At 62.5% G+C, this 24,396-nt stretch carries 22 protein-coding genes; 7 read left to right on the top strand and 15 right to left on the bottom strand.

What is annotated here, in order from left to right; all coding sequences use genetic code 11:
- Positions 1–18 precede the first annotated feature (18 nt).
- The 3 genes from ACR0MM_RS12415 to ACR0MM_RS12405 all read left to right on the top strand — a co-directional run bounded on the left by ACR0MM_RS12415 (position 19) and on the right by ACR0MM_RS12405 (position 4,574).
- Positions 19–2,838, top strand: a complete 2,820-nt coding sequence (locus ACR0MM_RS12415; protein WP_480696454.1) for a molybdopterin oxidoreductase family protein — start codon at positions 19–21, stop codon at positions 2,836–2,838.
- A 112-nt stretch (positions 2,839–2,950) separates the two neighbouring features.
- Positions 2,951–3,700 (top strand): 4Fe-4S dicluster domain-containing protein, encoded by a 750-nt coding sequence (locus ACR0MM_RS12410; RefSeq protein ID WP_480696452.1) that lies wholly within the window; start codon positions 2,951–2,953, stop codon positions 3,698–3,700.
- A 1-nt stretch (position 3,701) separates the two neighbouring features.
- Entirely contained in the window at positions 3,702–4,574 is an 873-nt protein-coding gene (locus tag ACR0MM_RS12405; protein WP_170372994.1) for a dimethyl sulfoxide reductase anchor subunit family protein, read from the top strand.
- 74 nt (positions 4,575–4,648) lie between these two features.
- Here ACR0MM_RS12405 and dapA read toward each other — a convergent pair whose 3' ends face one another.
- Positions 4,649–5,521, bottom strand: coding sequence for a 4-hydroxy-tetrahydrodipicolinate synthase (gene dapA, locus ACR0MM_RS12400; protein WP_170364973.1), 873 nt, complete (start codon positions 5,519–5,521; stop codon positions 4,649–4,651).
- A 133-nt stretch (positions 5,522–5,654) separates the two neighbouring features.
- Between dapA and ACR0MM_RS12395 the strand changes: the two genes are divergently transcribed.
- Positions 5,655–7,628 (top strand): lytic transglycosylase domain-containing protein, encoded by a 1,974-nt coding sequence (locus tag ACR0MM_RS12395; RefSeq protein WP_480696449.1) that lies wholly within the window; start codon positions 5,655–5,657, stop codon positions 7,626–7,628.
- Here ACR0MM_RS12395 and ACR0MM_RS12390 read toward each other — a convergent pair.
- Together ACR0MM_RS12390 and mnmC2 are read right to left on the bottom strand one after the other, a co-directional pair.
- Positions 7,602–8,471, bottom strand: coding sequence for a DMT family transporter (locus ACR0MM_RS12390; RefSeq protein ID WP_480696447.1), 870 nt, complete (start codon positions 8,469–8,471; stop codon positions 7,602–7,604). The genes ACR0MM_RS12395 and ACR0MM_RS12390 overlap by 27 nt on opposite strands.
- Positions 8,468–9,133 carry a tRNA (5-methylaminomethyl-2-thiouridine)(34)-methyltransferase MnmC2 gene (gene mnmC2 / locus ACR0MM_RS12385; RefSeq protein WP_480696445.1) on the bottom strand — a complete coding sequence of 222 codons (666 nt, stop codon included), beginning with the start codon at positions 9,131–9,133 and terminating at the stop codon, positions 8,468–8,470. The genes ACR0MM_RS12390 and mnmC2 overlap by 4 nt, the downstream gene beginning before the upstream one ends.
- A gap of 55 nt (positions 9,134–9,188) precedes the next feature.
- Here mnmC2 and ACR0MM_RS12380 point away from each other — a divergent pair, with 55 nt between their 5' ends.
- The gene (locus tag ACR0MM_RS12380) at positions 9,189–10,223 is read left to right on the top strand and encodes an NAD(P)/FAD-dependent oxidoreductase (RefSeq protein ID WP_480696443.1); all 1,035 of its coding nucleotides are present in this window, start codon (positions 9,189–9,191) and stop codon (positions 10,221–10,223) included.
- Here ACR0MM_RS12380 and ACR0MM_RS12375 read toward each other — a convergent pair.
- The 4 genes from ACR0MM_RS12375 to ACR0MM_RS12360 form a co-directional block, all read right to left on the bottom strand.
- Positions 10,215–11,027 (bottom strand): HTD2 family dehydratase, encoded by an 813-nt coding sequence (locus tag ACR0MM_RS12375; RefSeq protein ID WP_480696441.1) that lies wholly within the window; start codon positions 11,025–11,027, stop codon positions 10,215–10,217. The two genes, ACR0MM_RS12380 and ACR0MM_RS12375, sit on opposite strands and share 9 nt — an antisense overlap.
- A gap of 38 nt (positions 11,028–11,065) precedes the next feature.
- Positions 11,066–11,608, bottom strand: a complete 543-nt coding sequence (locus ACR0MM_RS12370) for an NADPH-dependent FMN reductase (RefSeq protein ID WP_480696439.1) — start codon at positions 11,606–11,608, stop codon at positions 11,066–11,068.
- 136 nt (positions 11,609–11,744) lie between these two features.
- Positions 11,745–12,416, bottom strand: coding sequence for a YiaD family glycine zipper/OmpA-like lipoprotein (locus ACR0MM_RS12365; RefSeq protein ID WP_170341353.1), 672 nt, complete (start codon positions 12,414–12,416; stop codon positions 11,745–11,747).
- Between the two features lie 129 nt (positions 12,417–12,545).
- Positions 12,546–13,193 carry an RluA family pseudouridine synthase gene (locus tag ACR0MM_RS12360; RefSeq protein ID WP_480696437.1) on the bottom strand — a complete coding sequence of 216 codons (648 nt, stop codon included), beginning with the start codon at positions 13,191–13,193 and terminating at the stop codon, positions 12,546–12,548.
- Between the two features lie 94 nt (positions 13,194–13,287).
- Between ACR0MM_RS12360 and ACR0MM_RS12355 the strand changes: the two genes are divergently transcribed.
- Together ACR0MM_RS12355 and ACR0MM_RS12350 are read left to right on the top strand one after the other, a co-directional pair.
- Complete coding sequence (locus tag ACR0MM_RS12355) at positions 13,288–13,698, top strand: nuclear transport factor 2 family protein (RefSeq protein WP_170360856.1); 411 nt, start codon at positions 13,288–13,290, stop codon at positions 13,696–13,698.
- Positions 13,699–13,705: 7 nt separating this feature from the next.
- Entirely contained in the window at positions 13,706–14,413 is a 708-nt protein-coding gene (locus tag ACR0MM_RS12350) for an SGNH/GDSL hydrolase family protein (protein ID WP_480696435.1), read from the top strand.
- Here the strand turns inward: ACR0MM_RS12350 and rarD are convergent.
- From rarD to ACR0MM_RS12310, 8 genes are all read right to left on the bottom strand, one after another.
- Positions 14,404–15,309, bottom strand: coding sequence for an EamA family transporter RarD (gene rarD, locus ACR0MM_RS12345; protein WP_170360854.1), 906 nt, complete (start codon positions 15,307–15,309; stop codon positions 14,404–14,406). The genes ACR0MM_RS12350 and rarD overlap by 10 nt on opposite strands.
- A 245-nt stretch (positions 15,310–15,554) precedes the next feature.
- Positions 15,555–18,008, bottom strand: a complete 2,454-nt coding sequence (locus ACR0MM_RS12340; RefSeq protein WP_480696433.1) for a GcvT family protein — start codon at positions 18,006–18,008, stop codon at positions 15,555–15,557.
- An 87-nt stretch (positions 18,009–18,095) separates the two neighbouring features.
- Positions 18,096–19,079 (bottom strand): GlxA family transcriptional regulator, encoded by a 984-nt coding sequence (locus ACR0MM_RS12335; protein ID WP_170391144.1) that lies wholly within the window; start codon positions 19,077–19,079, stop codon positions 18,096–18,098.
- A gap of 9 nt (positions 19,080–19,088) precedes the next feature.
- Positions 19,089–19,982: a homocysteine S-methyltransferase family protein gene (locus tag ACR0MM_RS12330; RefSeq protein WP_170391145.1), complete on the bottom strand. Its 894-nt coding sequence runs from the start codon at positions 19,980–19,982 to the stop codon at positions 19,089–19,091.
- Positions 19,983–19,994: 12 nt separating this feature from the next.
- Positions 19,995–21,047 (bottom strand): alcohol dehydrogenase family protein, encoded by a 1,053-nt coding sequence (locus ACR0MM_RS12325; protein ID WP_480696430.1) that lies wholly within the window; start codon positions 21,045–21,047, stop codon positions 19,995–19,997.
- Positions 21,048–21,059: 12 nt separating this feature from the next.
- Complete coding sequence (locus ACR0MM_RS12320) at positions 21,060–21,536, bottom strand: cupin domain-containing protein (RefSeq protein WP_480696428.1); 477 nt, start codon at positions 21,534–21,536, stop codon at positions 21,060–21,062.
- 15 nt (positions 21,537–21,551) lie between these two features.
- On the bottom strand, positions 21,552–23,999 hold the full coding sequence (locus ACR0MM_RS12315; RefSeq protein ID WP_480696426.1) for a GcvT family protein: 2,448 nt from the start codon (positions 23,997–23,999) through the stop codon (positions 21,552–21,554).
- 15 nt (positions 24,000–24,014) lie between these two features.
- On the bottom strand, positions 24,015–24,395 hold the full coding sequence (locus ACR0MM_RS12310; protein WP_480696424.1) for a GFA family protein: 381 nt from the start codon (positions 24,393–24,395) through the stop codon (positions 24,015–24,017).
- Position 24,396: the final 1 nt, after the last annotated feature.

Below are 24,396 nucleotides of genomic sequence, written 5' to 3'. Positions count from 1 at the left end.
AAACGACTGGATCCGCAAATGACCCATCAGCAGCCAATCCTCGACACGTCTCCCAAGGTCTCGGACGAGGTTCGCAAGACAACCTGCTACATGTGTGCCTGCCGATGCGGGATCAACGTCCACATGAAGGATGGCAAGGTCGCTTACATCGAGGGCAACCGTGACCACCCGGTGAACAAGGGGGTTCTGTGCGCCAAAGGCAGCGCGGGCATCATGCAGGTCAACGCCCCGTCACGCCTGCGCGCTCCGCTCAAGCGGGTGGGTCCGCGCGGGTCAGGTGAGTTCGAGGAAATAAGCTGGGACGAAGCGTTGGACATCGCCGTCGGCTGGCTCAAACCGTTGCGCGAGGACAACCCCGAGAAGCTCGCCTTTTTCACCGGCCGCGACCAGTCGCAATCCTTCACCAGCTTCTGGGCCCAGAATTTCGGCACCTGCAACTATGCGGCCCATGGCGGTTTCTGCTCGGTCAACATGGCGGCCGGCGGAATCTACACGATGGGCGGCGCGTTCTGGGAATTCGGCCAGCCCGATTGGGACCGCACCAAGCTGTTCATGCTGTTCGGCGTGGCAGAAGACCATGACAGCAACCCGATCAAGATGGGTATCGGCAAGATCAAGGCGCGCGGTGCCCGCGTGATCGGGGTGAACCCGATCCGCACCGGCTACAACGCAGTGGCCGATGACTGGGTCGGCATCACGCCCGGGACCGACGGGCTATTCATCCTGTCGCTGATCCATGTGTTGATGAAAGCCGGCAGGATCGACCTGGATTACCTGAGCCGCTATACCAACGCCCCTGTCCTGATGAATGCCGCCGAAGGTCCTGAAAAGGGCCTGTTTCTGCGGGACGCGGACGGCAAGCCGTTGGTGATTGACCGGGTCACGGGGCAACCGACGGCCTTCGACAAACCGGGCGTCCGGCCGGACCTGACCGCCACCTATGAAATGGACGGCATCACCCACCGGCCGGTCTTTCACCTGATGGCGGAAAAATACCTCAGCGACGAATACGCCCCCGAAGCGGTGGCCGAAGAATGCGGCATACCCGCCAGCCGGATCCGCGCCATCGCCGGTGAACTGGCGCGCGTCGCCTTTGACGAGGCCTTTGAGCTGGAACAGGAATGGACTGACTTCCGGGGCGAAAAGCACAGCAAGATGATCGGCCGGCCGGTGGCCATGCACGCGATGCGCGGCGTTTCGGCCCATGCCAACGGATTCCAGACCTGCCGCGCGCTGCACGTGCTGCAGATCCTGCTTGGTACGGTCGAAGTCCCGGGTGGGTTCCGCTTCAAGCCGCCCTATCCGAAGCCGGTCGAAGCACACCCGACCCCCCATTGCAAGGTCACGCCAAACTCGCCCTTGGACGGCCCGCATCTGGGTTTCGTGCGCGGCCCCGAAGATCTGGCCCTGAAGGCCGATGGCAGCCCGGCGCGCATCGACAAGGCCTTTACCTGGGAAAACCCGATGTCCAGCCACGGGCTGATGCACATGGTGATCTCGAACGCTCACGCGGGCGATCCTTACAAGATCGACACGCTGTTCATGTACATGGCCAACATGTCCTGGAACTCGACCATGAACACCAAGGGCGTGATCGAAATGCTGACGGACAAGGATGACAACGGAGACTACGTGATTCCGCGGATCATCTACTCCGATGCCTATTCCTCGGAAATGGTGGCCTATGCCGACCTGATCCTGCCCGACACCACCTATCTGGAGCGGCATGACTGCATCTCGCTCCTCGACCGCCCGATCTGCGAGGCCGACGGCGCCGCAGATGCGATCCGCTGGCCGGTGATCGAACCCGATCGCGACGTGCGCGGATTTCAGACGGTGCTGATCCAGCTGGCCAACAAGCTGGGTCTGCCGGGTTTCACCGATGAGGACGGCTCGGCCAAGTATACGGACTACGCTGACTACATGGTCAACCATCAGCGCAAGCCAGGCATCGGCCCACTGGCTGGATTCCGCGGCGCAGATGGCTCGCAGGTGGGTCGAGGCGACGTGAACCCGAACCAACTGGACCGCTATATCGAGAATGGCGGCTTCTACCTGGAACACATCCCGGACGAGGCCCTGTTCTACAAACCCTGGAACGCCGCCTATCAGGACTGGGCAGTGGGAATGGGCCTGTATGACAGCCCGCAACCCTACCTGTTCCAGCTCTATTCCGAACCGATGCGCAAGTTCCAGCTGGCCGCCGAAGGCCATGGTGACCGCCAGCCCCCCGACCACCTGCGCGGCCGCATCACGGAAACCATGGACCCGCTTCCGATCTGGTACGAGACCGACCAGACCGGAAACGAAGGCTTCACCGTAAACGCCCTGACCCAGCGCCCCATGGCGATGTATCACAGCTGGGGCACGCAGAATGCCTGGTTGCGGCAACTGCACGGGCGCAACCCGCTTTATGTTCCCACCAAGCTGATGCGCGAACACGGACTGAAGGACGGGGACTGGGCCAAAGTCAGTTCTCCGCACGGAGAAATCACTGTGCCGGTGATGGAAATGGCGGCGTTGAACGACAACACCGTCTGGACATGGAACGCCATCGGCAAACGCAAGGGCACGTGGGCGCTGCAGCCCGACGCGCCCGAGGCGACCAAAGGATTCCTGCTCAACCACCTGATCCACGAATTGCTGCCGCCCAAGGGCGACGGTCTGCGCTGGGCCAATTCCGACCCGATCACCGGACAGGCCGCGTGGTTTGACCTCAAGGTCAAGATCGAAAAAGCCGAAGCACCGGCAGACGCCCAAAGCCAGCCGGAATTCCCGTCAATCAAATCTCCGGTCGGCACCGGCCCCAAGGATCTTGCATGGAAGGTTGGCAAATGACCCAGCGCCACACTCCATTTGGCCCAAAATATCCCCGGGATAGATTGAGCCGAGCGACTCAGGAGGGGGCTGCCCCCCTTTCGGCCCCGGCCCTCGACAAAGAGCAGACGCCATGACCCAACTTCCCCAATCCACCGAGCGAAAAATGGGCCTGGTCATTGACCTGGATACCTGCGTCGGCTGTCATGCCTGCGTGATCTCCTGCAAGGGCTGGAACACCGAGAACTACGGCGCCCCCCTGTCCGATCAGGACGCCTATGGCGCGGACCCCTCGGGCACATTCCTGAACCGGGTGCACTCCTACGAGGTACAGCCGGCCGAAGGTGCCGCCCAGCTGATCCATTTCCCGAAATCCTGCCTGCATTGCGAGGATGCGCCCTGCGTCACCGTCTGCCCCACCGGCGCCAGTTACAAGCGGGTCGAGGACGGGATCGTGCTGGTCAACGAAAGCGACTGCATCGGCTGTGGCCTGTGCGCCTGGGCCTGCCCCTATGGCGCGCGCGAACTGGACGCCGCAGAGGGCGTCATGAAGAAATGCACCCTTTGCGTCGATCGCATCTACAACGACAACCTGCCCGAGGAAGACCGCGTTCCCGCCTGCGTGCGGACCTGCCCCGCGGGGGCCCGCCATTTCGGTGACTTGGGCGACCCCGACAGCGCGGTCAGCCAACTGGTGGCCGAGCGCGGCGGAATGGATCTGATGCCCGAAATGGGCACCAAACCGGTCAACAAATACCTGCCACCCCGCCCCAAGGATACGGTCGAAGAGCAGATCGACATCCTGGCGCCCCTGCTGGCGCCCGTCGCCGAAGAACCCAAGGGCTTCCTTGGCTGGCTGGACAAGGCATTGGAGAAGCTCTGACATGCATCCCGCACCTTCCGTCATCCTGTTCACCACTCTGTCGGGGCTGGGCTTCGGCCTGCTGTTTTTCCTGGGCCTCGGCTTTCCGAATGTCTCGGGCTGGGTGGCCTTCGTGTTCTTCGCCATCGCCTATGCGCTGTCCGTGGGAGGGCTCATGGCCTCGACCTTTCACCTCGGCCACGCCGAGCGCGCGCTCAAGGCGTTCACCCAATGGAAGACAAGCTGGCTCAGCCGCGAGGGCTGGTGCGCAGTTCTGGCCCTGTTGGTCATGGGGCTCTATGCGATCGGCGCGATCTTTCTGGACCAACGCTGGTCCGGTCTGGGTCTGATCGGTTCGCTGCTCTCATTGGCGACCGTATTCACGACCTCGATGATCTACACGCAACTCAAGACGATCCCACGGTGGAACCTGACACTGACGCCCGTAATGTTTCTGAGCTTCAGCGTGGCCGGTGGCGCGCTTCTGGCGGGGCAGACCGCATTTGCGATCCCGCTGCTGTTGATCGCCGCGCTGGTTCAGATTCTGTACTGGCGTTCGGGCGATCAGGCCTTGGCCAACTCGGGAACCAACCTTGGTACGGCAACTGGCCTTGGCGACCGGGGTTCTGTCCGCGCGTTTGAACCGCCGCATACCGGAACCAACTATCTGCTGCGCGAATTCGTTCACGTTGTCGGACGCAAACACGCAGACAAGCTGCGGGCCATTTCCTTTGCCTTGGCCTTCGTGGTTCCCGTCGGTCTGTTGATCCTTCCGTTCAACCACCTGGTCGGAGCGCTGGCGGTGCTGTCTCATATGGCGGGTATCGCAACCTCGCGCTGGCTGTTCTTTGCCCAGGCCGAACATGTGGTCGGGCTGTACTACGGCAAGCGCTAAGTCGCTCTGCACGCAAGCAAAGGGCGGTGCCGGTTCTCCCGGACACCGCCCTTTTACTTTCGGAACGCGCCTGATCAGATCAGGCCCGCATGCTCCATCGCGGCATCAATCGCGGCCTTTGTGCTGTCTTCCAGCGTCGTCAGCGGCGACCGCACTTCTTCGGTGCAGCGTCCCAGTTTGCTGAGCGCGTATTTCGCACCCACCAGGCCCGGTTCGATGAATATGGCCTCGTGCAGCGGCATCAACCGATCCTGATATTCCAGCGCCGTCGCATAGTCGCCCGACAGGGTCGCCTGCTGGAACTCGGCGGACAGCTTTGGGGCCACGTTCGCGGTGACCGAGATACAGCCAACGCCACCATGAGCGTTGAAACCCAGGGCCGTCGCGTCCTCACCAGAAAGCTGGCAGAAGTCTTTGCCGCAGGCAGCGCGCTGCTGGCTGACGCGGGCAAGATCGCCCGTGGCGTCCTTGACACCGATGATCCGAGGCAGTTGCGCCAGCGCACCCATGGTGTCCGGGTTCATGTCGATGACCGAGCGGCCCGGGATGTTGTAGATGATGATCGGAATATCCGCACAGTCATGCAGCGCCCGAAAATGGGACAACAGGCCTTTCTGAGTCGGCTTGTTGTAGTAGGGCGTGACGACCAATGCCGCATCCGCACCCACTTTCTGTGCGAATCGCACGAACCGGATGGCTTCGACCGTATTGTTCGACCCGGCCCCGGCGATGACCGGCACGCGCCCCGCGGCGGCCTTGACCACCTCGGCCACTACGGTTTCGTGTTCCTCGTGGCTCAGCGTCGGGCTTTCGCCGGTCGTGCCGACGGGCACCAGACCGGTCGACCCTTCGGCAATCTGCCATTCCACCAATTGTTTGAGCGTATCCAGGTCCAACTCGCCGTTGCGGAACGGGGTGACGAGAGCTGGCATCGAGCCTTTGAACATGGAACGCTCCTTGAGGTTCAATCGTGTGATGTGCGTCGCGGGCCGACACGAATTTAGGTTTCTTGAGTTGATCCCGGCGGCGCAAGGTTTATCCTGAATGGCTGTATCCTCGGTTGGTCGGGAAATGCAAGGGATGACACGGATTCTGTCGCTGATGGCGACGATGATTCTAGCTTTGACGCTTCAAACTCAGGCCGTGCGGGCCGATGCGGTGTCCGATCTTCGGGCCGCAATGTCCGAAATGCGCAAAGGCGACTGGAACGCCGCCTTGCGCGTGGCCGGCACCCGCGGCTCGGTCGCGCGCGACATCATCGTGTGGCACTGGCTGCGCCAAGGGTTCGGCAGCTCGGGCGATGTTCTGGTCTTTCTGGACCGGCGGCCCGACTGGCCGGGCCTTGCCTGGCTGCGCCGCAAAAGCGAGCCGTCCTTTACCGGCGCGGACCCGGACCGGGTGCTGAAGTTCTACAAGGACACCCCCCCGCAGACCGCCGAAGGAGCTCTGAACTATGCCGTGGCACTGAAGGCCAAGGGCCGAACCGGTGAGGCCGAGGCGGATATCGTCACTGCCTGGCGGACAATGCCGATGGGCTCGGGCCTGCAGCAGGACTACGTTCAGAACTTCGGATCACTGCTGAAACCGCATCACGAGGCTCGTCTGGACCGGATGCTGTGGGATGGTCATCTGATCAGCTCGGCCCAGATGCTGCCGCTGGTCAGCGAAGACTACCGCAAACTGGCCGAAGCGCGGATCGCCCTGCAAAAGCGCCAACCCGGCGTGGATGGCAAGGTTGCCGCCGTTCCAAAGGCGCTTGCCGATGATCCGGGGCTGGCCTTTGACCGGTTCGTATGGCGGGACCGCAAAGAGCTGGACGACAGTGCCATTGACCTGATGCTGGCGCGCTCGACCAGCCCGCAGGCACTGGGCGAACCCGACAAGTGGGCCGAAGGACGGCGCAGGCTTGCTCGGCTGGAAATGCGTCAGGGTGATGCGAACCGGGCCTATGCCATCGCCGCCAATCACCACATGACACCCGAGATGGGGTATGGTTATGCCGACCTCGAGTGGCTGTCGGGTTTCCTAGCTTTGCGCAAGCTGAACGACCCGGCCACAGCCGTTCGGCATTTCCAGAACTTCCTGGGGGCTGTGAAGTCTCCGATCTCGATGGGTCGGGGCGGGTATTGGTTGGGCCGGGCCCACGCCGCAACCGGAAACGCCGAGAAAGCCTACGAGGCTTATGCAATCGGCGCCGACTACCAGACCTCGTTCTATGGCCTGTTGGCTGCAGAACAGATCGGACGGCCATTTGACAGCGACCTAGCTAACCCGCGCCGGGCGCCCCATTGGAAACAAGCCGAGTTCGCCAAGTCCAGTGTGCTTGAGGCGGGGCTGCTGCTGATACGAGCTGGTGAGCCGGAATTGGGCGAACGGTTCCTGACGCACCTGGTCGAGAGCCTGGATCCGGTGCAGGCCGGCCAGCTGGGTGATCTGGCGGTCGAGTTGAAGGAGCCGCATCTGGCGGTGATGATCGCCAAACGGGCCGCGACGAATGGAGTCGTATTGCCCGCCGCGTATTATCCAGTCCATCCCGTTGCGGATATCGGATTGCCAATGGCCAAGGAAATGACCCTGGCCATCGCCCGCCGCGAAAGCGAATTTGACCCGGTCGTGATCAGCGGTGCCGGCGCGCGCGGCCTGATGCAGGTGATGCCTGCGACCGCCAAGCTGGTCGCGCAGGAACTGGGCATTCTCAGCGGCCATCAGACGGGACGTTTGACCTCGGATTGGCGATACAACGCCAAACTGGGGGCAAATTATCTGGCCGGGCTGGCTGACGAATTCAACGGCAACGTCGTGATGATGGCCGCAGGTTACAATGCCGGCCCCAATCGCCCGAAATCATGGATGGACCGCTACGGCGACCCGCGAACCGGCGCGGTGGATATCGTCGACTGGATCGAGACGATCCCATTCAACGAGACCCGCAACTATGTGATGCGGGTGACCGAGAGCCTGCCTGTTTACCGCGCAAGGTTGGGCAAACCCGCGCTGCCGATCCCCTTCTCGCAGGAGTTGGTCGGATCAACCCTGTCTGCGTTCGCGCCATAGGGTGAACAGACCCGCCGCCACTACCAGCCCCGCCCCCGCGACCACCGCGGGGCGCAGGGTCTCGTCAAATATCGTGATGCCTAGGATTGCGCTCCACATCAGGTGGAAATAGGCAAAGGGCTGTACGGCGCTGGCCTCGGCCATCTCGTAGCACTTGATCAGCAGCCAATGCCCCAGAACGCCGGTAATGCACAGCAGCCCCATCCAGAACCAATCCCGCGGCACCATCGGCTCCCAGAACCACAGGCCGATGCAGGTCATGATCAATGCTCCGACGATCCCGGTCCAGAAGAAGCTGGTTGCGGTGCTGTCCTGACGCGCGGCATAGCGGGTCAGCAGACCGTAGAACGCAAACATCAGCGCCGAGATCAGGGGGATCACTGCCCACGGATTGAAAACGCCCATGCCGGGCTGCAGAATGATCAGCACGCCGACGCATCCGACCCCGATGGCCGACCAGCGCCGCCAGCCGACCTTCTCGCCCAGCACAGGGCCGCTGAGCGCGGCGACCAGAAGCGGATAACAGATGAACACCGCCTGGCTCTCGATCAGGCCGAGAATGGTAAAGCCGTAGACAGCGACGCAGATCTCGCCGGCAAGCAGCAGGCCGCGCAGGATCTGCAGGCCCGGTTGCCGCGTCCGGGCGGCGGCCGCCAGACCACCGGGTGCACGCGCCGCCAAGGCAATCACGAAAGCCGCAAAGAACCAGTATCGCAGCATGACCACCATGTAGGTGTTGTACGTGCCCGCCAGATGGCGCGAGATGCCGTCCTGCAGCGCAAACACGATCGTGGCCGCGAGCATCAGGGCAATACCCGCCCGCACGTTGTTTGTCTGGGTCATGCCTTGGTCGCCCGCGTCATGTGCCGTTTGCGGCCGTATCCCGGCGCGCGGGATACTGAAAACCCGGCATCCTGCAACCCACGCCGCACGAACCCGGCTGCGGTGTAGGTGGCAGCCGTCCCTTCGGGCGCTGTATGGATCGCCACTTGCCGTATCAGTTCCGGCTGCCACAGCTCAGGGTTCTTGGCGGGCGAGAACCCATCCAGGAACCAGGCATCGGCGAGCCCGTCCCAAACAGGCAGGGTCTGGCGGGCATCACCTTCGATCACGGTCAGACGCAGCGTGTCCAAATCACAGCCGCCACCCTGCCATCGGTCAAGGAACCGGTCGGCCCAGGGCGCCAGCTCGGGAAAGGCCGCAAGCGCGCGCTTCATATCGGCAGGGGCCATCGGAAAGGCTTCGAAACTGGTGAACGTCAGCGGACCCGATTGTCCGGACTTCTCCCATTCCGACCAAGCGGTCAGCATGTTCAGTCCGGTTCCGAACCCCAGCTCGGCGATGTGAAAACCGGGGGCAAAGCGAGCGGGCAGATCGTTGCCTTGCAAAAAGACATGACGGGTCTCCTCCAGTCCGTTCTGAAGGCTGAAATAGGGGTCGTCGAAACGATCAGAAACAGGGACTGTCTCATCCCTCCACGACAATTTGGCGCGCTGGTCTGCCATCGGGAATTCCTGTAGCTAAGCGGCGCGACACTGAACAAGGAAAAGGGGATTGGCAATGGTCGATGTGACGATCCGCGGGGCTGGGATATTCGGCCTGTCCATCGCCTGGACCTGTGCGCGACGTGGCGCCAGGGTCCGGGTCGTCGATCCCTACGGCGCTGGTTCAGGGTCCAGCGGCGGGCTGGTGGGTGCCCTTGCCCCGCACGTTCCGGAAAACTGGAACGACAAGAAAGCATTCCAATTCGAAAGCCTGCTGATGGCCGAACCGTTTTGGCGACAGGTGGAGGCCACCGGCGGCGTTTCGCCCGGCTATGCGCGTCTGGGGCGGATCCAGCCCATCAACGACCCAAAGAACCTCGACCTGGCGCATCAGCGTGCGGCCTCGGCCCGCGACCTTTGGCAGGGTCGGGCTGAATGGACCGTGGTCGAGGCGCGCTCGGTCGGATCATGGTGCCCGCCCAGCGCAACGGGTTTCGTCATCCACGATACGTTGAGTGCACGCATGCATCCACGCCGGGCCTGCGCCGCGCTGGTGGCCGCGCTGGCCGTGATGGGGGTTGAGGTCGTGCCCGAGGCCCCGGACACCGGGGCAGTCATTCATGCGACCGGGGTGTCCGGCCTGTTGGAACTGTCCGATGCTTTCGGCAAGGCGGTCGGAAACGGGGTCAAGGGACAGGCGGCACTGCTGCGGTTCGACGCGGGCCAGGTGCCGCAGCTGTTTGCGGAGTCGATCCATTTCGTGCCCCACGCCGACGGGACACTGGCCATCGGCTCGACGTCCGAGCGGGACTATGACGACCCGACCGGCACCGATGCTGCGCTTGACGATGTGATCCAGCGCGCGTTGCAGGCGGTTCCCGTTCTAAACGGCGCGGAAGTGATCGAGCGTTGGGCCGGAGTCCGCCCCCGCAGCAAGAGCAGAGCGCCGATGCTGGGCGCACACCCGCTGCACAAGGGCCAGTTCATTGCCAATGGCGGCTTCAAGATCGGGTTCGGCATGGCCCCAAAGGTGGCCGAGATCATGGCAGACCTTGTATTGGACGGACAGGATTCGATCCCCGAAGGCTTCCGCCCCGAGGCGTCACTGTGACCGTGGAAGGGCCACGGCCTGCATGCACTGCCGACCGTCAGGACCGCGGACCCAAAAATCGTTCCCGTTTCGGCACAGCGTGGCAGCCTCGAGATGCATCAGCGGAGAGGACGCGCGAAAGGAAAACTCGGCCAGCGGCCCCATGAGATCAGTGGCGAGCAGCATCAGATGCTGCGCCAGAAGCGGTCCATGAACCACCAGCCCGGCATAGCCTTCGACATCGCGGGCATAGTCAAGGTCATAGTGGATGCGGTGGCCATTGAAAGTCAGCGCCGAGTACCGAAACAGCAGCGTGGTGTCGAACGCGACCTGGCGCAGGTCTGTTTCGTCCGTCCGGGCAACCGAGGCCTCTGGTTTTGGTGCATCAGCCGACGGATCCTCGCGATAAACAAGGTCCTGCCATTCGGTCAGGCACAGCGTATCGTCCTGCCAGATTTCGTGCTTGAGGGTCACAAACCCCAAGGGCCCGGTCCGTCCAGTTTTGGTGCTCACATTGCTCAAGGTCGAGCAGCGTTCGGCTCGTGTGCCAGCAATCAGCGGAGCGGCGAACCGTAATCGCCCACCGGCCCACATCCGACGCGGAAGACCGAGGTCGGGGACGAGCCCTTCGCCCACCACGGGATGGCCGTCGCGCCCCAAGCCCTCGGGCGGGCGCGGCGACCAGAAATACAGCTGGTGAAAGAACGGCGGCAGCGACGTGCCCATCCCGATCGAAGGTGCCTGCCCCAACGCCACCTGAAACGCCGCCGCCCGGGCAGGGTCCATCACGTCGTGCTGAATTTCCGAGGAAACTTGATCCGTCATGTCCGCACCCTAAGCAGGCTCGGCCAGCCCGACAAGGCTCAGAAACCCGCTTCGGCCCGCAGCTTCTCCATCAACTGGCCCAGCGTCCGTTCGTACCGGTCGCTGCGCAATCGACCTGCATCGTCGAACTCGTTCGAGCTGTCGGCCAGATGAATTTCGGGGCCCTGCAGGATGCGCGGCTGAAACGGCACCATGAAAGACCGCAGGATCATCTGCGCCCGTTCGCCTCCGGCCCGGCCCGCCGCTGCGGACATCACCGCAACCGGTTTGTCGGCCCAGGGATTGCCCTTGGTCCGGCTGACCCAGTCCAGCGCGTTCTTCAGAACGCCTGACGGCCCCTTGTTGTATTCCGGAGTGGAAATGACCACCGCATGGGCACCGGCGATCTGATCCGCCAGGATCCGAACTTCGGCCGGGATCCCCTCGGCCTCCTCAGCATCTCCATCATAGAGTGGCAGATTCAGATCAGCTTCGATGAACGTTCCCGCGCCGAACAGGCGCGCCGCTTCACGGATCAGGCGTCGATTGGTGGCGTTCTGCCGCAACGAGCCGGACAGGCCCAGAAGGATCGGTTCGGACATCAGGATATCTCCGTCATGTGTTTCGGCTGCAGTTTAGTCATCCCGACCGCAAACCATAGCCCGCCTGACGCGCAGTCAATGTGCAAAAAGAAAGGGGCCGCTCGCGGCGGCCCCCGGCGGTTGGCTGTTGATCGGCTCAGGCGTTGCCGCTTGGCACGATCACGATCTCGACCCGGCGGTTCTGCGCCTTGCCCTCGGGCGTCAGGTTCGAGGCGATCGGTTGGTTTTCACCGCGGCCGATCGTGGCAATGCGCGCATAGCTGACGCCATTGGCCTGTAGAACATCCGCCACCGCATTGGCGCGGCGTTCGGACAGGATCTGATTGTAGCCGGCTTCACCATCGCTGTCGGTGTGCCCGATGATCTGTACGTTCGAGTTGGGATAGTTCACCAGGTTTTGCCCCACGCGGACCAGATCCGCTCTCAGCGCAGGCCGGACCGTGGCGCTGTCGGTGTCGAAGGTGATGTCATTCGGGACCGTGACGATCAGCCGGTCTCCGGCGTTGACGATCGTGATACCGTCATTGGCCAGTTGCTGACGCAGTTCGGCTGCCTGCCGGTCCAACTGGTTGCCGATCAACCCGCCGCCGGCAGCACCGATGGCCGCACCGGCAACGGCACCCAGCCCAGGGTTCGAGTCATTGGCGATGGCGCCAACACCGGCGCCAATCAGACCGCCCAGCAACGCTCCCTGCTTGGCGTTCTGGTTCGGGTCGTCCTGAACCCGCAACGTACCGGGGTCGGTACAGGCCCCCAGCACAAATGCGGCGCTCAGCCCGACCGGCAGCAAGAATCTGGAAATTTTCATGGGTTCACCTTCTGCTCCTGCACCCGTTTTTCCGGGTTACGTGTTTGACGTGATTATAGCACGCCTGACACAAACAGGCTCAAGCGACAAAAACGTGAGATCGGCGAATACCCGCCGCCCCCAAGGCGCTCAGAAATCCGGCAGAGCGCGAAATTTCATCGATATGCCATCCTCGGGGTGTTTGACGCGCAGTTCCTCGGAATGAAGCATCAGCCTTGGAAAATCGCGCGCCGGTCCTTCGGCATAGAACGGGTCGCCCAGGATCGGATAGCCCAGTGCCTGCATATGGACCCGCAACTGGTGCGAGCGACCGGTTTTTGGAAACAGGCGAACGCGGGTGGTGTCCCCGTCGTACCGGACGACCCGCCAATCCGTGACTGCCGGCTTTCCGGTTTCGTGGCACACCATCTGGCGCGGCCTGTTGGGCCAATCCACGATCAACGGCAAGTCTACCGTGCCGGTCTTTGGTTCCACCCGACCCCACACACGGGCGACGTAGGTTTTTCGTGTCTGCCGGTTTTCGAATTGCTGCCCCAGATACCGTTGAGCGTGCGGTGTCTGGGCAAAGATCATGACGCCGGAGGTATCGCGGTCCAACCGGTGGACCAGCAAGGCCTGCGGGAATGCGGCCTGCACACGGACCAGCAGACAATCGGCCAGGTGCTCTCCACGGCCGGGCACCGACAGCAGGCCCGCCGGCTTGTTCACCACGATCACCTGCGCATCCTCGTGCAGCACGTCCAGCGGCGTTTTAGGGGGATCATAGGTATCGCTCATGCGCGCTGCCTATCGCAGGGCGCCGCCTCTCGCAACGTCGTCCTTGCGATGAGAAGGCTTCTCGGCAACTCTCGCGCCAGGCAGAGGAGATGACATGCACCCGACGATCGAACGAATGCAGGAAGTGGTCGCCAAGGGCGACGAGAGCCTGATCCATGAATTGCTGGCCGAAGACGTGCAGTTCCTTCCGCCGACCTACTACAGCACCTGGACAGGCCGCGCCCCGGTGGCGGCGGTATTGGGTCATGTTGGACAGGTTTTTTCCGAGTTTCGCTACCGCCGGATCATGGGCGATGGCAAAGACTGGGCATTGGAGTTTCAATGCAAGGTGGGTGAACTGGACGCTGTTGGCGTTGACCTGATCAAGCTCAACGATGACGGGCTGATTCAGACATTCGAAGTCGCCATGCGTCCCTACAAGACCGTTGGCGCCCTGCGCGAGGCCATGATGGCGCGCGTTATGAAAGACCCCCGGTTCCTAGAATTTCGGAACGCTTTGAGCTGAGCCACCCGTGCCCATTGCCGCCGATCAGCTTCTGAGAGTTGCGCTGCTGCCGGTGCTGGCGGTACAGGCTCTGATGGTGCGACGAGGGGCCGTGCAGCTGCCCGAACCTTCCGGTGCGCGTGAGGGCCGGCAAGGCCGCGGGCCGAGACTGCGCCTGCTGATCACCGGCGACAGTTCCGCCGCAGGTGTTGGGGCTGGCACTCAGGAACAGGCGCTGTCGGGCCAGTTGGTGAAACTGCTCAGCCGCCAGTTCAGCGTTGAGTGGCGCCTTGTCGCAACGACCGGCCACACGACCGGTAACGCGATCGAAGACCTGCGCAGGATCGAAGGCCAGTTTGACGCGGCTGTTACGGCCTTGGGCGTCAACGACGTCACCCGAGCCGTGACCTGCAACCGGTTCAAACGTCAACAGGCCGAGTTGATGCGCTTGCTTTCCGTCGATCTGGGCGTGCGGACTGTGATCGTGACGGGCGTCCCGCAGATGGATCGGTTCCCGGCGCTACCACAGCCCTTGGCATGGATTTTGGGACGCCAATCCGCGCGCCTTGACGAAGGGCTGAGAGAGGTGATCGCGAGCTTCCCCAAGGCCCGGCATTTGGCGCTGCACCTGCCCGACGATCCGGCCCTGGCGGCTGTGGACGGCTATCACCCAAGCCCCAAAGCCTATCGGCTTTGGGCAGAGCAGGCCGCGCGAATGATCCTCGATCAGGTCTGACCGCGCACCTGACGGATCATGGGCACTGAATAGACTACCAGTGCGGCCCAGATCAACGGAAAGGCAATCATGCGCCCGCGGTCGATCTGCTCACCAAACAGCGTGATCGCCGTGATGAATATCATGGTCGGCGCGATGTACTGCAGGATACCCATGGTCGAAAGCCGCACCAGCTTGGCGCCGTTGGCATAGACCAGAAGCGGAACGGCGGTCACGATACCTGCCCCGGCCAACAGCATGGTATCTGTTGCGGCGCCTCCAAAATGTCCGGTACCCTCCGCGCCCAACCAGGTCACATAAGCCAGCGCGGGAACCAGCAAAATCAGAACCTCAAGCAGGAATCCCTGGTTTGGTCCGATGGGCAACGAGCGCTTGAAGAACGCGTAAAATCCCCAGCTGACCATCAACCCCAGCGCCGCCCATGGCAGACGGCCGGCCTCGACCACCAGAACCAGAACGCCCAAGGCGGCAAGCCCCACGGCAATCAACTGTGTTCGGGTCAGGGACTCGCGTAGCAGGATCGCTCCCAGCGCTATGCTGAACAGCGGGTTAATATAATACCCCAGCGCCGCGTCCAGAGCGTTGCCACTGGCGATCGCCCAGACGTAGATAGCCCAGTTCACCGAAATCAGGGCCGCCGTCAGGCATGCCATTCCCAACATGCGCGGATCGCGCAGCGCCGCCTTCAGATCACCGGTTCGCCCCAGCGCGACCAGCAACAGCCCGGCCACCGGCACCGACCAGATGATGCGATGCGCCACGATTTCGACGGGACCGATATGCGCCATTGCCTTCATGTAGAGCGGCAGAAAACCCCAAAGGACATACGCCGTAACAGCCAGCGCAAGGCCTTTTGGCGAATCCGTGTTCTGGGCTTGGGTCGGGCGCTCGGCCATGAATGGTCTCCAGCTGATACCCCCCGTCTTTAGGCAAAGTCCCTTGCCATTGAAACTCAGAAAAGCTTGAAGACGCTCATAACGAATTGTGATGGGTCGGCGGCCCTATCGTCCGGTGTGCGACCGGCAGAACCATGTTCGGCTATGCTCGGTTTTCCGGTAAAGTCTTGGCCAGATGGAGGCCTCGTCAAGAACCTCCATCCGGCGCTATGCAATTGCATAGGAGCAACGCCCCCAACCCGCCATCAGACCTTCACACGTTCGGATTTCGGATCGTACATGGGTTTGAGCGACGCCTCGGCGCGGACCTTTACTCCGCAGACGTCAATCTCGTATGTCGAGGACAGCACGTCGGCCGCGCTTTCGCCCTTGCAGGGGACATAACCCATGCCGATCGCGCCACCCAAAGTGTGGCCATAGTTTCCTGAGCTGATGTAGCCCACATATTCGCCATCTCGGATAATCGGTTCGTTGTGGAACAGCAGAGGTTCAGGGTCGGTCAGCTTGAATTGCAACAGCCGGCTGTGGGGGCCGCTGTCCTTGCGGGCAATCACCGCATCTCGGCCAATGAAATCACATCCCTTGTCCACCTTGACGGCAAAGCCGAGACCGGCGTCCACAACGTGATCTTCGCAGGTGATGTCATGGCCGAAGTGACGGAAGCCCTTTTCGATCCGGCAGCTGTCCATCATGTGCATGCCGCACAGCTTCAGGCCCATGTCCTGCCCAGCCTCGTGCAGCGTTTCGAAAACGTGGCCGGCCATATCCGACGACACGTAGACCTCCCACCCAAGTTCGCCCACATAGGTCACGCGGTGAACGCGTGCCAGGCCCATTCCGATCTCGATTTCCTGCGCGGTGCCGAATGGGTTTGCCGTGTTCGAGAAGTCGTTGGGCGAAACTTTTTCAAGCAAGGTCCGCGCGTTGGGGCCCATCACCGCCAGAACGCCTTCGCCGGCCGTGACATCGGTGATGACCACATTGAAATTGCCCGAATGACGCATCATCCACGTCTGGTCGGCCAGTCGCGTCGCCGCCGGGGTCACGACCAGATAGGCGGTCTCGGAAAGGCGGGTCACTGTCACGTCTGCCTCGATCCCGCCATGCCGGTTCAAGAATTGGGTGTAGACGATCTTCCCGTTTGGAACCGCGTAGTCGCCGCCACCGATATAGTTCATGAAAGCCTGGGCATCGGGGCCTTCGACCCGAATTTTTCCGAACGAGGACATGTCATACATGCCCACGTTCTCGCGCACTGCGCGGTGTTCGGCGGCCGAGTTCTCGAACCAGTTCTGGCGCTTCCAGCTGTAGCGGTATTCGCGTTCCTGCCCCTCATTGGCGAACCAGTTCGCGCGCTCCCAGCCGGCCAGCTCGCCAAAGACGGCGCCGTTTTCTTTCAGGTGATGGTGGAACGGCGTCCGGCGCACGCCGCGCGCCGTGGCCTTTTGCCGATAGGGGTAGTGGTCGGCATAGAGCAGGCCCAGCGTTTCCTTGGACCGCTCGAACAGATACTGCTTGTTGCCCTGGAAGGGCTGCATCCGGCTGATGTCCACGTCGCCCAGGTCAAAGGGTTTCTCGCCACTGTCCATCCATTCGGCCAGCGCCATGCCCGCGCCGCCCGCAGACTGGATCCCGATCGAGTTGAACCCGGCCGCGACCCAGACATTGTCCATCTCGGGCGCAAGCCCAAGGTGATAGGCGTCGTCGGGCGTGAAGGACTCAGGGCCGTTGAAGAAGGTATGAATCCCGGCCTCGGCCAGCATCGGCATCCGGTTGCAGGCGGCCTCGAGGATCGGTTCGAAATGGTCGAAATCCTCAGGCAGTTGGTCGAATTCGAAGCTGTCGGGAATTCCGTTCATGGCCCAGGGCTTGGCATTCGGCTCGAACGCACCCAGAAGGATCTTTCCGGCATCTTCCTTGTAATATGCGCATTCGTCCGGCACCCGCAGAACCGGCAGCTGGGTCAGCCCGTCGATGCCCTCTGTCACGATGTAGAAGTGCTCGCAGGCATGCAGTGGTACATTGACACCTGCCATGCGCCCCACCTGATGGCCCCACATCCCGGCGCAGTTCACCACCATGTCGCATTCGATATGGCCCGAGGCGCTGCCGTCATCCGCCATCCAGTCGACGCCGGTAACTTTGCGGCCCTGCTTTGCGATCTCGGAGACTTTGACCCGTTCCTTGACGACGGCGCCGCGCTGACGGGCACCCTTGGCCAGCGCCAGCGCGATGTTGGCTGGGTCGCCCTGTCCGTCCAGCGGCAGATAGACCGCGCCCTTGACCCCATCCAGATTCAGATGCGGATACAGCTCGGCCACCCGCTCGTTCGAGATCTCCTCGACCTCGACCCCGAAGGCGCGGGCCATGGCGGCCTGGCGATAGATTTCTTCCTTGCGCTCGTCGGTCAGCGCTACGGTGATCGAGCCGCAGCGTTTGAACCCAGTAGCGACACCGGTTTCCTCTTCGAGCGCGCCATAGAGTTCCTGGCTGTACTTGGCCAGTTTGGTCATGTTCGCGGTGGCCCGCAGTTGTGCGATCAGGCCCGCCGCGTGCCAGGTCGTGCCACTGGTCAGCTGCTTGCGCTCCAGCAGAACAACGTCGCTCCAGCCTTTCTTGGTCAGGTGATAGGCCACCGAGCATCCGATCACACCGCCACCGATGATCACCACGCGGGCCTTGCTGGGAAGATCAACCATTCCGAAGTCTCCAATCTCGAGTCGGTTTCAGAATGCCACGAACAGGCGACAAAAAATGCAGCAAAAACGTCAACTGCGGCACAAAAATCACCGCAGCGCCGATTGGCGTTTCTGGCGGCGCAGAGCGAATGGCGTGATCCCGAAAAAGCTTTTGTAAACGGATGAGAACCCGTTGGGAAAGCCGCAGGCGAGGCCGATTTCACGCACGCTCATAGTGGTATTCAAAAGCAGGTTGTTGGCCTTGGCCAACCGCATCTCCCGGTAGAACCCATTCGGTGTGGTGCCGAAGAATGTCTTGAATTTGCGCTCCAGCGAGCGGTTCGACATTCCAAGCTCTTCGACCAGTTGATTGATGGGCAATGGATCTTCGATATTGGCCTGCATCAACTTGATGCACTGATCCAGCCGGGCGTCCCCGGTCGTTGTCGTCTTGGCGCCCGAAAACGGCTGCAACGACGAAAAGTCGCGGATATGTTCGTGCAGCATGATGTCAGCCACCGTCATCTTGGCCGGCCCCGAGATGTGACGCCCGATAACCGCCAAAGCAATATCGGCCGTGGCCCCCATTCCCGCGCAGGTCACGACCGGGCCCTGCTCGGTCGCGATCGAAAGCTTGGCCTCGAACCGGGCACCGCGTTCGCGGAAGATCGACGCGTTTTCCCAATGTGTTGCCATGTCGGGCGTTCCGTGTTCGTCAATGTATCGGCTGGCGGCCTCGGCCAGCAAAAAGACCTGCGCACCGCGATAGGTATAGTCGGACACAACCCGGCCCAGCGACAGCTCGGGCTGGTCCGGGTCGGTGTTGCCGATCACGAACAAATAGTCGGCGTCCGGTTGGCGCGTAACGGGCTGGGTCGGGATGCTGGCGCCACTGCTGCTGACGATGGTCCCCCCCTTGAGCGACCGATAGGTATAAGTGAACGGCGGGTGCGGGCAAACCCGATTGGCAAGACGCAGCACATCCACCACCGACGCCAGTTCCAGCAGAACGAAGCCCGGCGCGGTGATGATGTCAAAATGCCACTGCGCCTTGACGCCTTCGGGTTTTCCAGGGTCCGGTTTCTCCGCCATACCCGCCACTCACACGATCCTGTGCCCGGCCGAGCGCAGGGCGTTGGCCAAAGCTTCGATGTGCTCAGGGCCCACTTCGCAGCATCCACCGATGATCGTGGCCCCTTGGCAAACCCAACTCATCGCATGTACGGCATAGGCCGACGGGTCCAGATCGTGGCGCGCCTCCAGCGCGTCGACTGTCGGAGCGTCTTTCAGGAAGCCGTCGGAAATCCGGGTGAAACCATTCGCGTAGGCACCGTAGGGCTTTTCAAGTTCCGCAAGGATCTCCAGCGCCGCGGGCACCGCCTCGGGTCGGGTGCAATTGATCAGAACCGCCTCGGGATCGAAGCGTTCGACCAGTGGCGCGATCGCGCCCAGCGGTTCGCCCGACCTCAGCCGCGTACCGTCCTCGTCCATGACCGACAGGGCCAGCCAGACCGGCTTGCCACAGCCTTCAGTTCCACGCAGCGCGCCTTCGGCCTCGGTCACGGACGAGACGGTTTCGATCAGAAACAGGTCCACCCGGTTCTGCATCAATCGCACCAGTTCCGCGAATTTCTGCGCGGCCTCGTCGGGATCGGGGTTCAGATCGGGGCGATAGGTGGCCAGCAAGGGGCCCAGCGCACCGGCGATACGCCCCGCCCGCCCATAGCGCGCCAGTTCGGCCTGTGTCAGAGCCGCATCAATAAGTTGCTCCAGCTGGTCCTCGATCCCCGCTCGTACGAGGCGAGAACGGTGCACGGCGTAGGTGTTTGTCGTCGCGACGGTTGCCCCGCGGTCAAAATAATCCCGATGGATGTCTCCGACCAACCCCGGCTCGTCGATCATTACGCGGGTTGACCACAAGGCGGTTGGCTGTTCGCCACGACGTTTGACCAGCTCTTGACCGATCGAACCATCCAACAGCGTGATGTCTGCCATCTCGGTGCCTCCTTACGGTATGAGAACCAGCTTTCCGGGCAGGGTCTTTGATTGAAAGTCCGTCTGCGCCTGCACGATCTCGCGCAGCGGGTAAGTCTTGGAAATCAACGGCTTGATCCGACCCGCGTTCATCAACTCGACCAACCGGCCGAAGACCTCGAAAGCCTGATGGGTGCAGCCGTGGATCGTGATGTCACGCAGGTAGATCTCGCGCAGGTCGGCCTGCACGATCGGGCCGGCGATGGCCCCGGACACGGCATATTGGCCGCCCGGCTTCAGCGTCCGGATCAGTCCGGGAAAGGCCGGGCCGCCGACTACGTCGATCACCACGTCAAAGCTGTCCGGCGGCAGCGGCGTGTCGCGGTCGAACGTCCCAGCCGCACCCTGCGCCCGCACCACTTCGGCCTTGGCCGCAGTGGTCACCGCCCAGACGGTTGCTCCCCGCAAGGCTGCCAATTGCACGGCCGCCAGCCCGACGCCGCCCGAGGCGCCGGTGATCAGCACCTTGTGCCCGGCAGTCACGCCCGCGCGGGTCAACAGGTTCTCGGCCGTCCCGAACGCACAGGGGATGGCGGCGATTTCCACGTCCGACAGCGGTGAGGCGGTCACGTCATAGAGGTCATCCGCCTCGAGCAGGCAGTATTGCGCAAAAGACCCGTCGATCTCGGACCCAAGCGCGATGAAGCCTGTCGGGTTACCCGGGCGCGGGCGCGGCAGGTTGATCGGGCAGGTCACGCGTTGCCCCGGTTTGACGCCGGCACCCGGCCCGATCTGCTCGACTATGCCGCAAATATCTCCGCCTTGAATGCGGGGAAAGGACAGCGCGCCGCCCCACCCGCCGGCTTCGACCTCTTGGTCAACCGCGTCCGTCGCGCCGGTGACGTCCGAGGAATACCATCCGATCCGCGTGTTGATGTCGGTGTTGTTGACGCCTGCCGCGACCACGCGAACCAGAACCTGCCCGGGCCCGGGTACCGGAACCGGAATATCCTCGCGCCATTCCAGAACTTCTGGACCACCGTGACCTGTCAGATAGACACCGCACATCGTCTTTGGAGCATTCATTTCGCTGGCTTCTCAGGTCTGGTCGTCGGGATGGGGCGGCACCGGCCCCATCGGCACGATGTCGTAGCGGGCATTCAGATCGGCCATCCTGGCCTCGTCCTCAAAATCTGCCTGGGTCATGGTTGCCAGTTCCGCAAGGAAACCGTCAAACCCGGAGGGTTGAAAGATCATGAGCATCCGTGCCGGTTTGTTGTCGGCCACCCGGCAAGCATGCGGCACACCCGGCGGAACATGCATGGTGGTGCCCGGCATGCACAGGTGCCAGTCTCCGTCGACGTAGAAATCCACGGCGCCTTCGAGAAAATAGAAAGTCTCGGCGTGGCTGTCGTGGCGATGAAGGCCAAGCGCGAAGCTGGCCTTCAAGTTGTCTTCCATCAGGGTGTAGGCCCCGCCCGTGTCCTGACCGGAAACCTTCACGAAGGTATGGTCATTCTCCCAGTCATAGTTGGGACCCTCACCGGGTCCCTGCTTGGAATATCGCGGGCGCATATTGGCCTCCTTGTGTCAGGCGCGCAGCCGCTCGTTTGCGGGATCCCACAGCGGCTGATCCTCCTGTACCACGGCGCGACACTTTTCGCCGTAGATTTCCACCTCGAGCTCGGTGCCCGGGTTGGCCAGATCGGCCTTGATCATGCCCAGCGCAACGGACTTGCCGACACGATAGCCCCAGGCGCCCGACGTAGTCTCGCCCACGATCTGATCGCCCTGCCAGATGCAGGACATGTAAGGCGCATCGCGGTCACCGGCCTCGACGACCAGCGTGACGAAAGACTTCTTCACTCCACGCTGCTTTTCCGCCAGCAACGCGGCCTTGCCCGGGAAATCCTGCGGCTTGTCGAACTTGACGAAGCGCTCCAGCCCGCCTTCGAGCAGCGAGTAGTCGGTGCTGAGATCTCCCTTCCACGCGCGGTATCCCTTTTCGATGCGCAGGCTGTTCAGCGCATACATGCCGAACGGCTTGGCCCCGGCGGCAAGGATCGCGTCATAGATCGCGGGCACGTGCTCGTTGAGCGCATGCACCTCCCAGCCCAGTTCACCGGCAAAGGACACGCGGATCAGGTGGGCGGGCTGTCCGGCCACGGTGGCCGCCTGATGGGTCAGCCAACCCAGAGAGAGGTCGGCGTCGGTCAGGCCCGACAGGATCTCACGGGATTTCGGACCGGTCACGATCAGCGTGTCGCGGGTGGTGGTCACGTCCTCGACCGTGACGCCCGCGGGCATTGCGTTCCTCAGGATGTCGCGGTCGTGCCATTGCGCGGTGGCGGCGGTGATCATCACGAACTCATCCTCGCCCAGGCGCATGCAGGACATCTCGGTCAGGATGCGGCCGCGATCGTCGGCGATGTAGACGAGGTTGATCCGCCCCACCTTGGGCAGGCCGCCGGTGACCAGCCCGCGCAACGCCTCGGCCGCGCCTTCGCCCTTGACGACAAAGCGCGAGAAACCCGGCAGGTCGAGCACGCCGCAATGGTCGCGCACGGCCTCGCATTCTTCCTTGATCCGCTGCTCCCACGGACCCGAGCGGCCCCAGGTGTGGGTGCTTTCCTCGGAAGTGTCATCCCCCGGCTGCGCGAACCAGTTGGCGCGTTCCCAGCCGTTGTAGACGCCCATGACGCCGCCCAGTTCCTTGACCTTGGCGTGAACCGGCGACAGCTTCTTGTCGCGCGCGGCGGGCCATTCGTGATGGGGGAAGTGCATGGCGTATTCGTTGCCGTAGACCTCCATTCCCTTCTGGTTGCAGTAATCCTGATCGGTGTAATCGGTGTAGCGGCGCGGATCGACGGCCCACATATCCCATTCGGTGGCGCCATCCACGATCCATTCGGCCAGAACTTTGCCTGCACCGCCGCCTTGGGCGATGCCGAAGGTGAAGGTATGCGCCTCGAAGGCGTTCTTGACCCCCGGCATCGGGCCAATCAGGGGCAGGCCATCCGGCGCATAAGGGATCGGCCCGTTGATCACGCGGCCCACGCCCGAGGTCGCCATCAGCGGCACCCGCTCCATCGCGTCGGTGACGATGTCCTCGATCCGGTCCAGATCATCGTTCCACAGCTGGAAGCTGAAATCCTCGGGCATCGGGTCGTCCTCGGTCATCCAGTGGCCCTTACAGTTGGGCTCGTATGGGCCAAGGTTGAAGCCGTGCTTTTCCTGTCGCAGGTAGTAGGAGATATCCACGTCGCGCAGCAGCGGCAGCTTGCCACCGTTTTCCTTCGACCAGGCTTCGACCTCGGGGATCTCGTCAGTCAGCAAATACTGGTGGCTCATGACCATCGCCGGCACGGTGCGGCCGCCAAAGGGTTTGAACCATTCGCCCACGCGCTGCGCGTAGTAGCCGGCCGCGTTGACGACATAGTCACAGTCGATGTCGCCCTTTTCGGTGTGGACGGTCCAGGTGCCGTCGTCATGCTGGGTCACGCCCGTGGCCGGGCAGAACCGGATGATCTTCTGCCCCATGTCGCGTGCGCCCTTGGCCAGCGCCTGGGTCAGCTGCGCAGGGTCGATGTCTCCATCGGTCGGGTCATACAGAACGCCCTCAAGATCATGAGTTTCCAGGAACGGGTAGCGTTCCTTGGCCTGCTCCGGCGTCCACATTTCCATCGGGATTCCCTGGTAGCGGCCCATCGACATGGCCCGCTGGAACTCCTGCATCCGCTCTTTGCTGTGCGCCAGACGGATCGAGCCGGACACGTGGTAGTTCATCGGGTAGTCGACCTCTTCGCCAAGGCGCGAATACAGCTCGGTCGAATAGCGCTGCATGTTCATGATCGCCCACGAGGTCGAGAATGTCGGCACGTTGCCAGCCGCGTGCCAAGTTGAACCTGCGGTCAGCTCGTTCTTTTCCAGCAGAACGCAGTCAGTCCAGCCCTTTTTGGCCAAATGGTACAGCGAGGACGCCCCTACGACGCCGCCACCGATGATGACCACGCGGGCCTTGGTCGGAAAATCGCTCATGTTTCTAGATCCCTGTCATTGTGCCCTTTGGGGCAGTTCATCCGTGATGTCGTAGTAGTCGCCCTTGTCCGCCACGAAGATGTGGCGGGCCAGTTTCAACTGAGAAGGCTGGTCCAGTGCGCCCATCGAAACCGAAATCGTGTCTTCGTCCTTGTGCTGCCAGAACAGAAAGCTTCCGCAAGACTTGCAGAAACCACGCCGGGCCGTGTCCGAAGCCTGAAACCATCCCAGAGTATCGCTGCTGTTCAGGGTCAGGTTGTCCTGGTGGGTCGCGGTCGAGGCCCAATAATGCCCAGACTGCCGACGGCATTGCCCGCAGTGGCAGGCCGAGGGCGGTGACAGCTCTCCGTTGATCGTGAAGGCCACCGAACCGCAAAGGCACGATCCTTTTTGCATG

It is taken from the genome of Ruegeria sp. BC6 (assembly GCF_056539185.1).
Note: the sequence above shows the minus strand (reverse complement) of the source record. Positions and strands in the feature narration are given on the sequence as shown.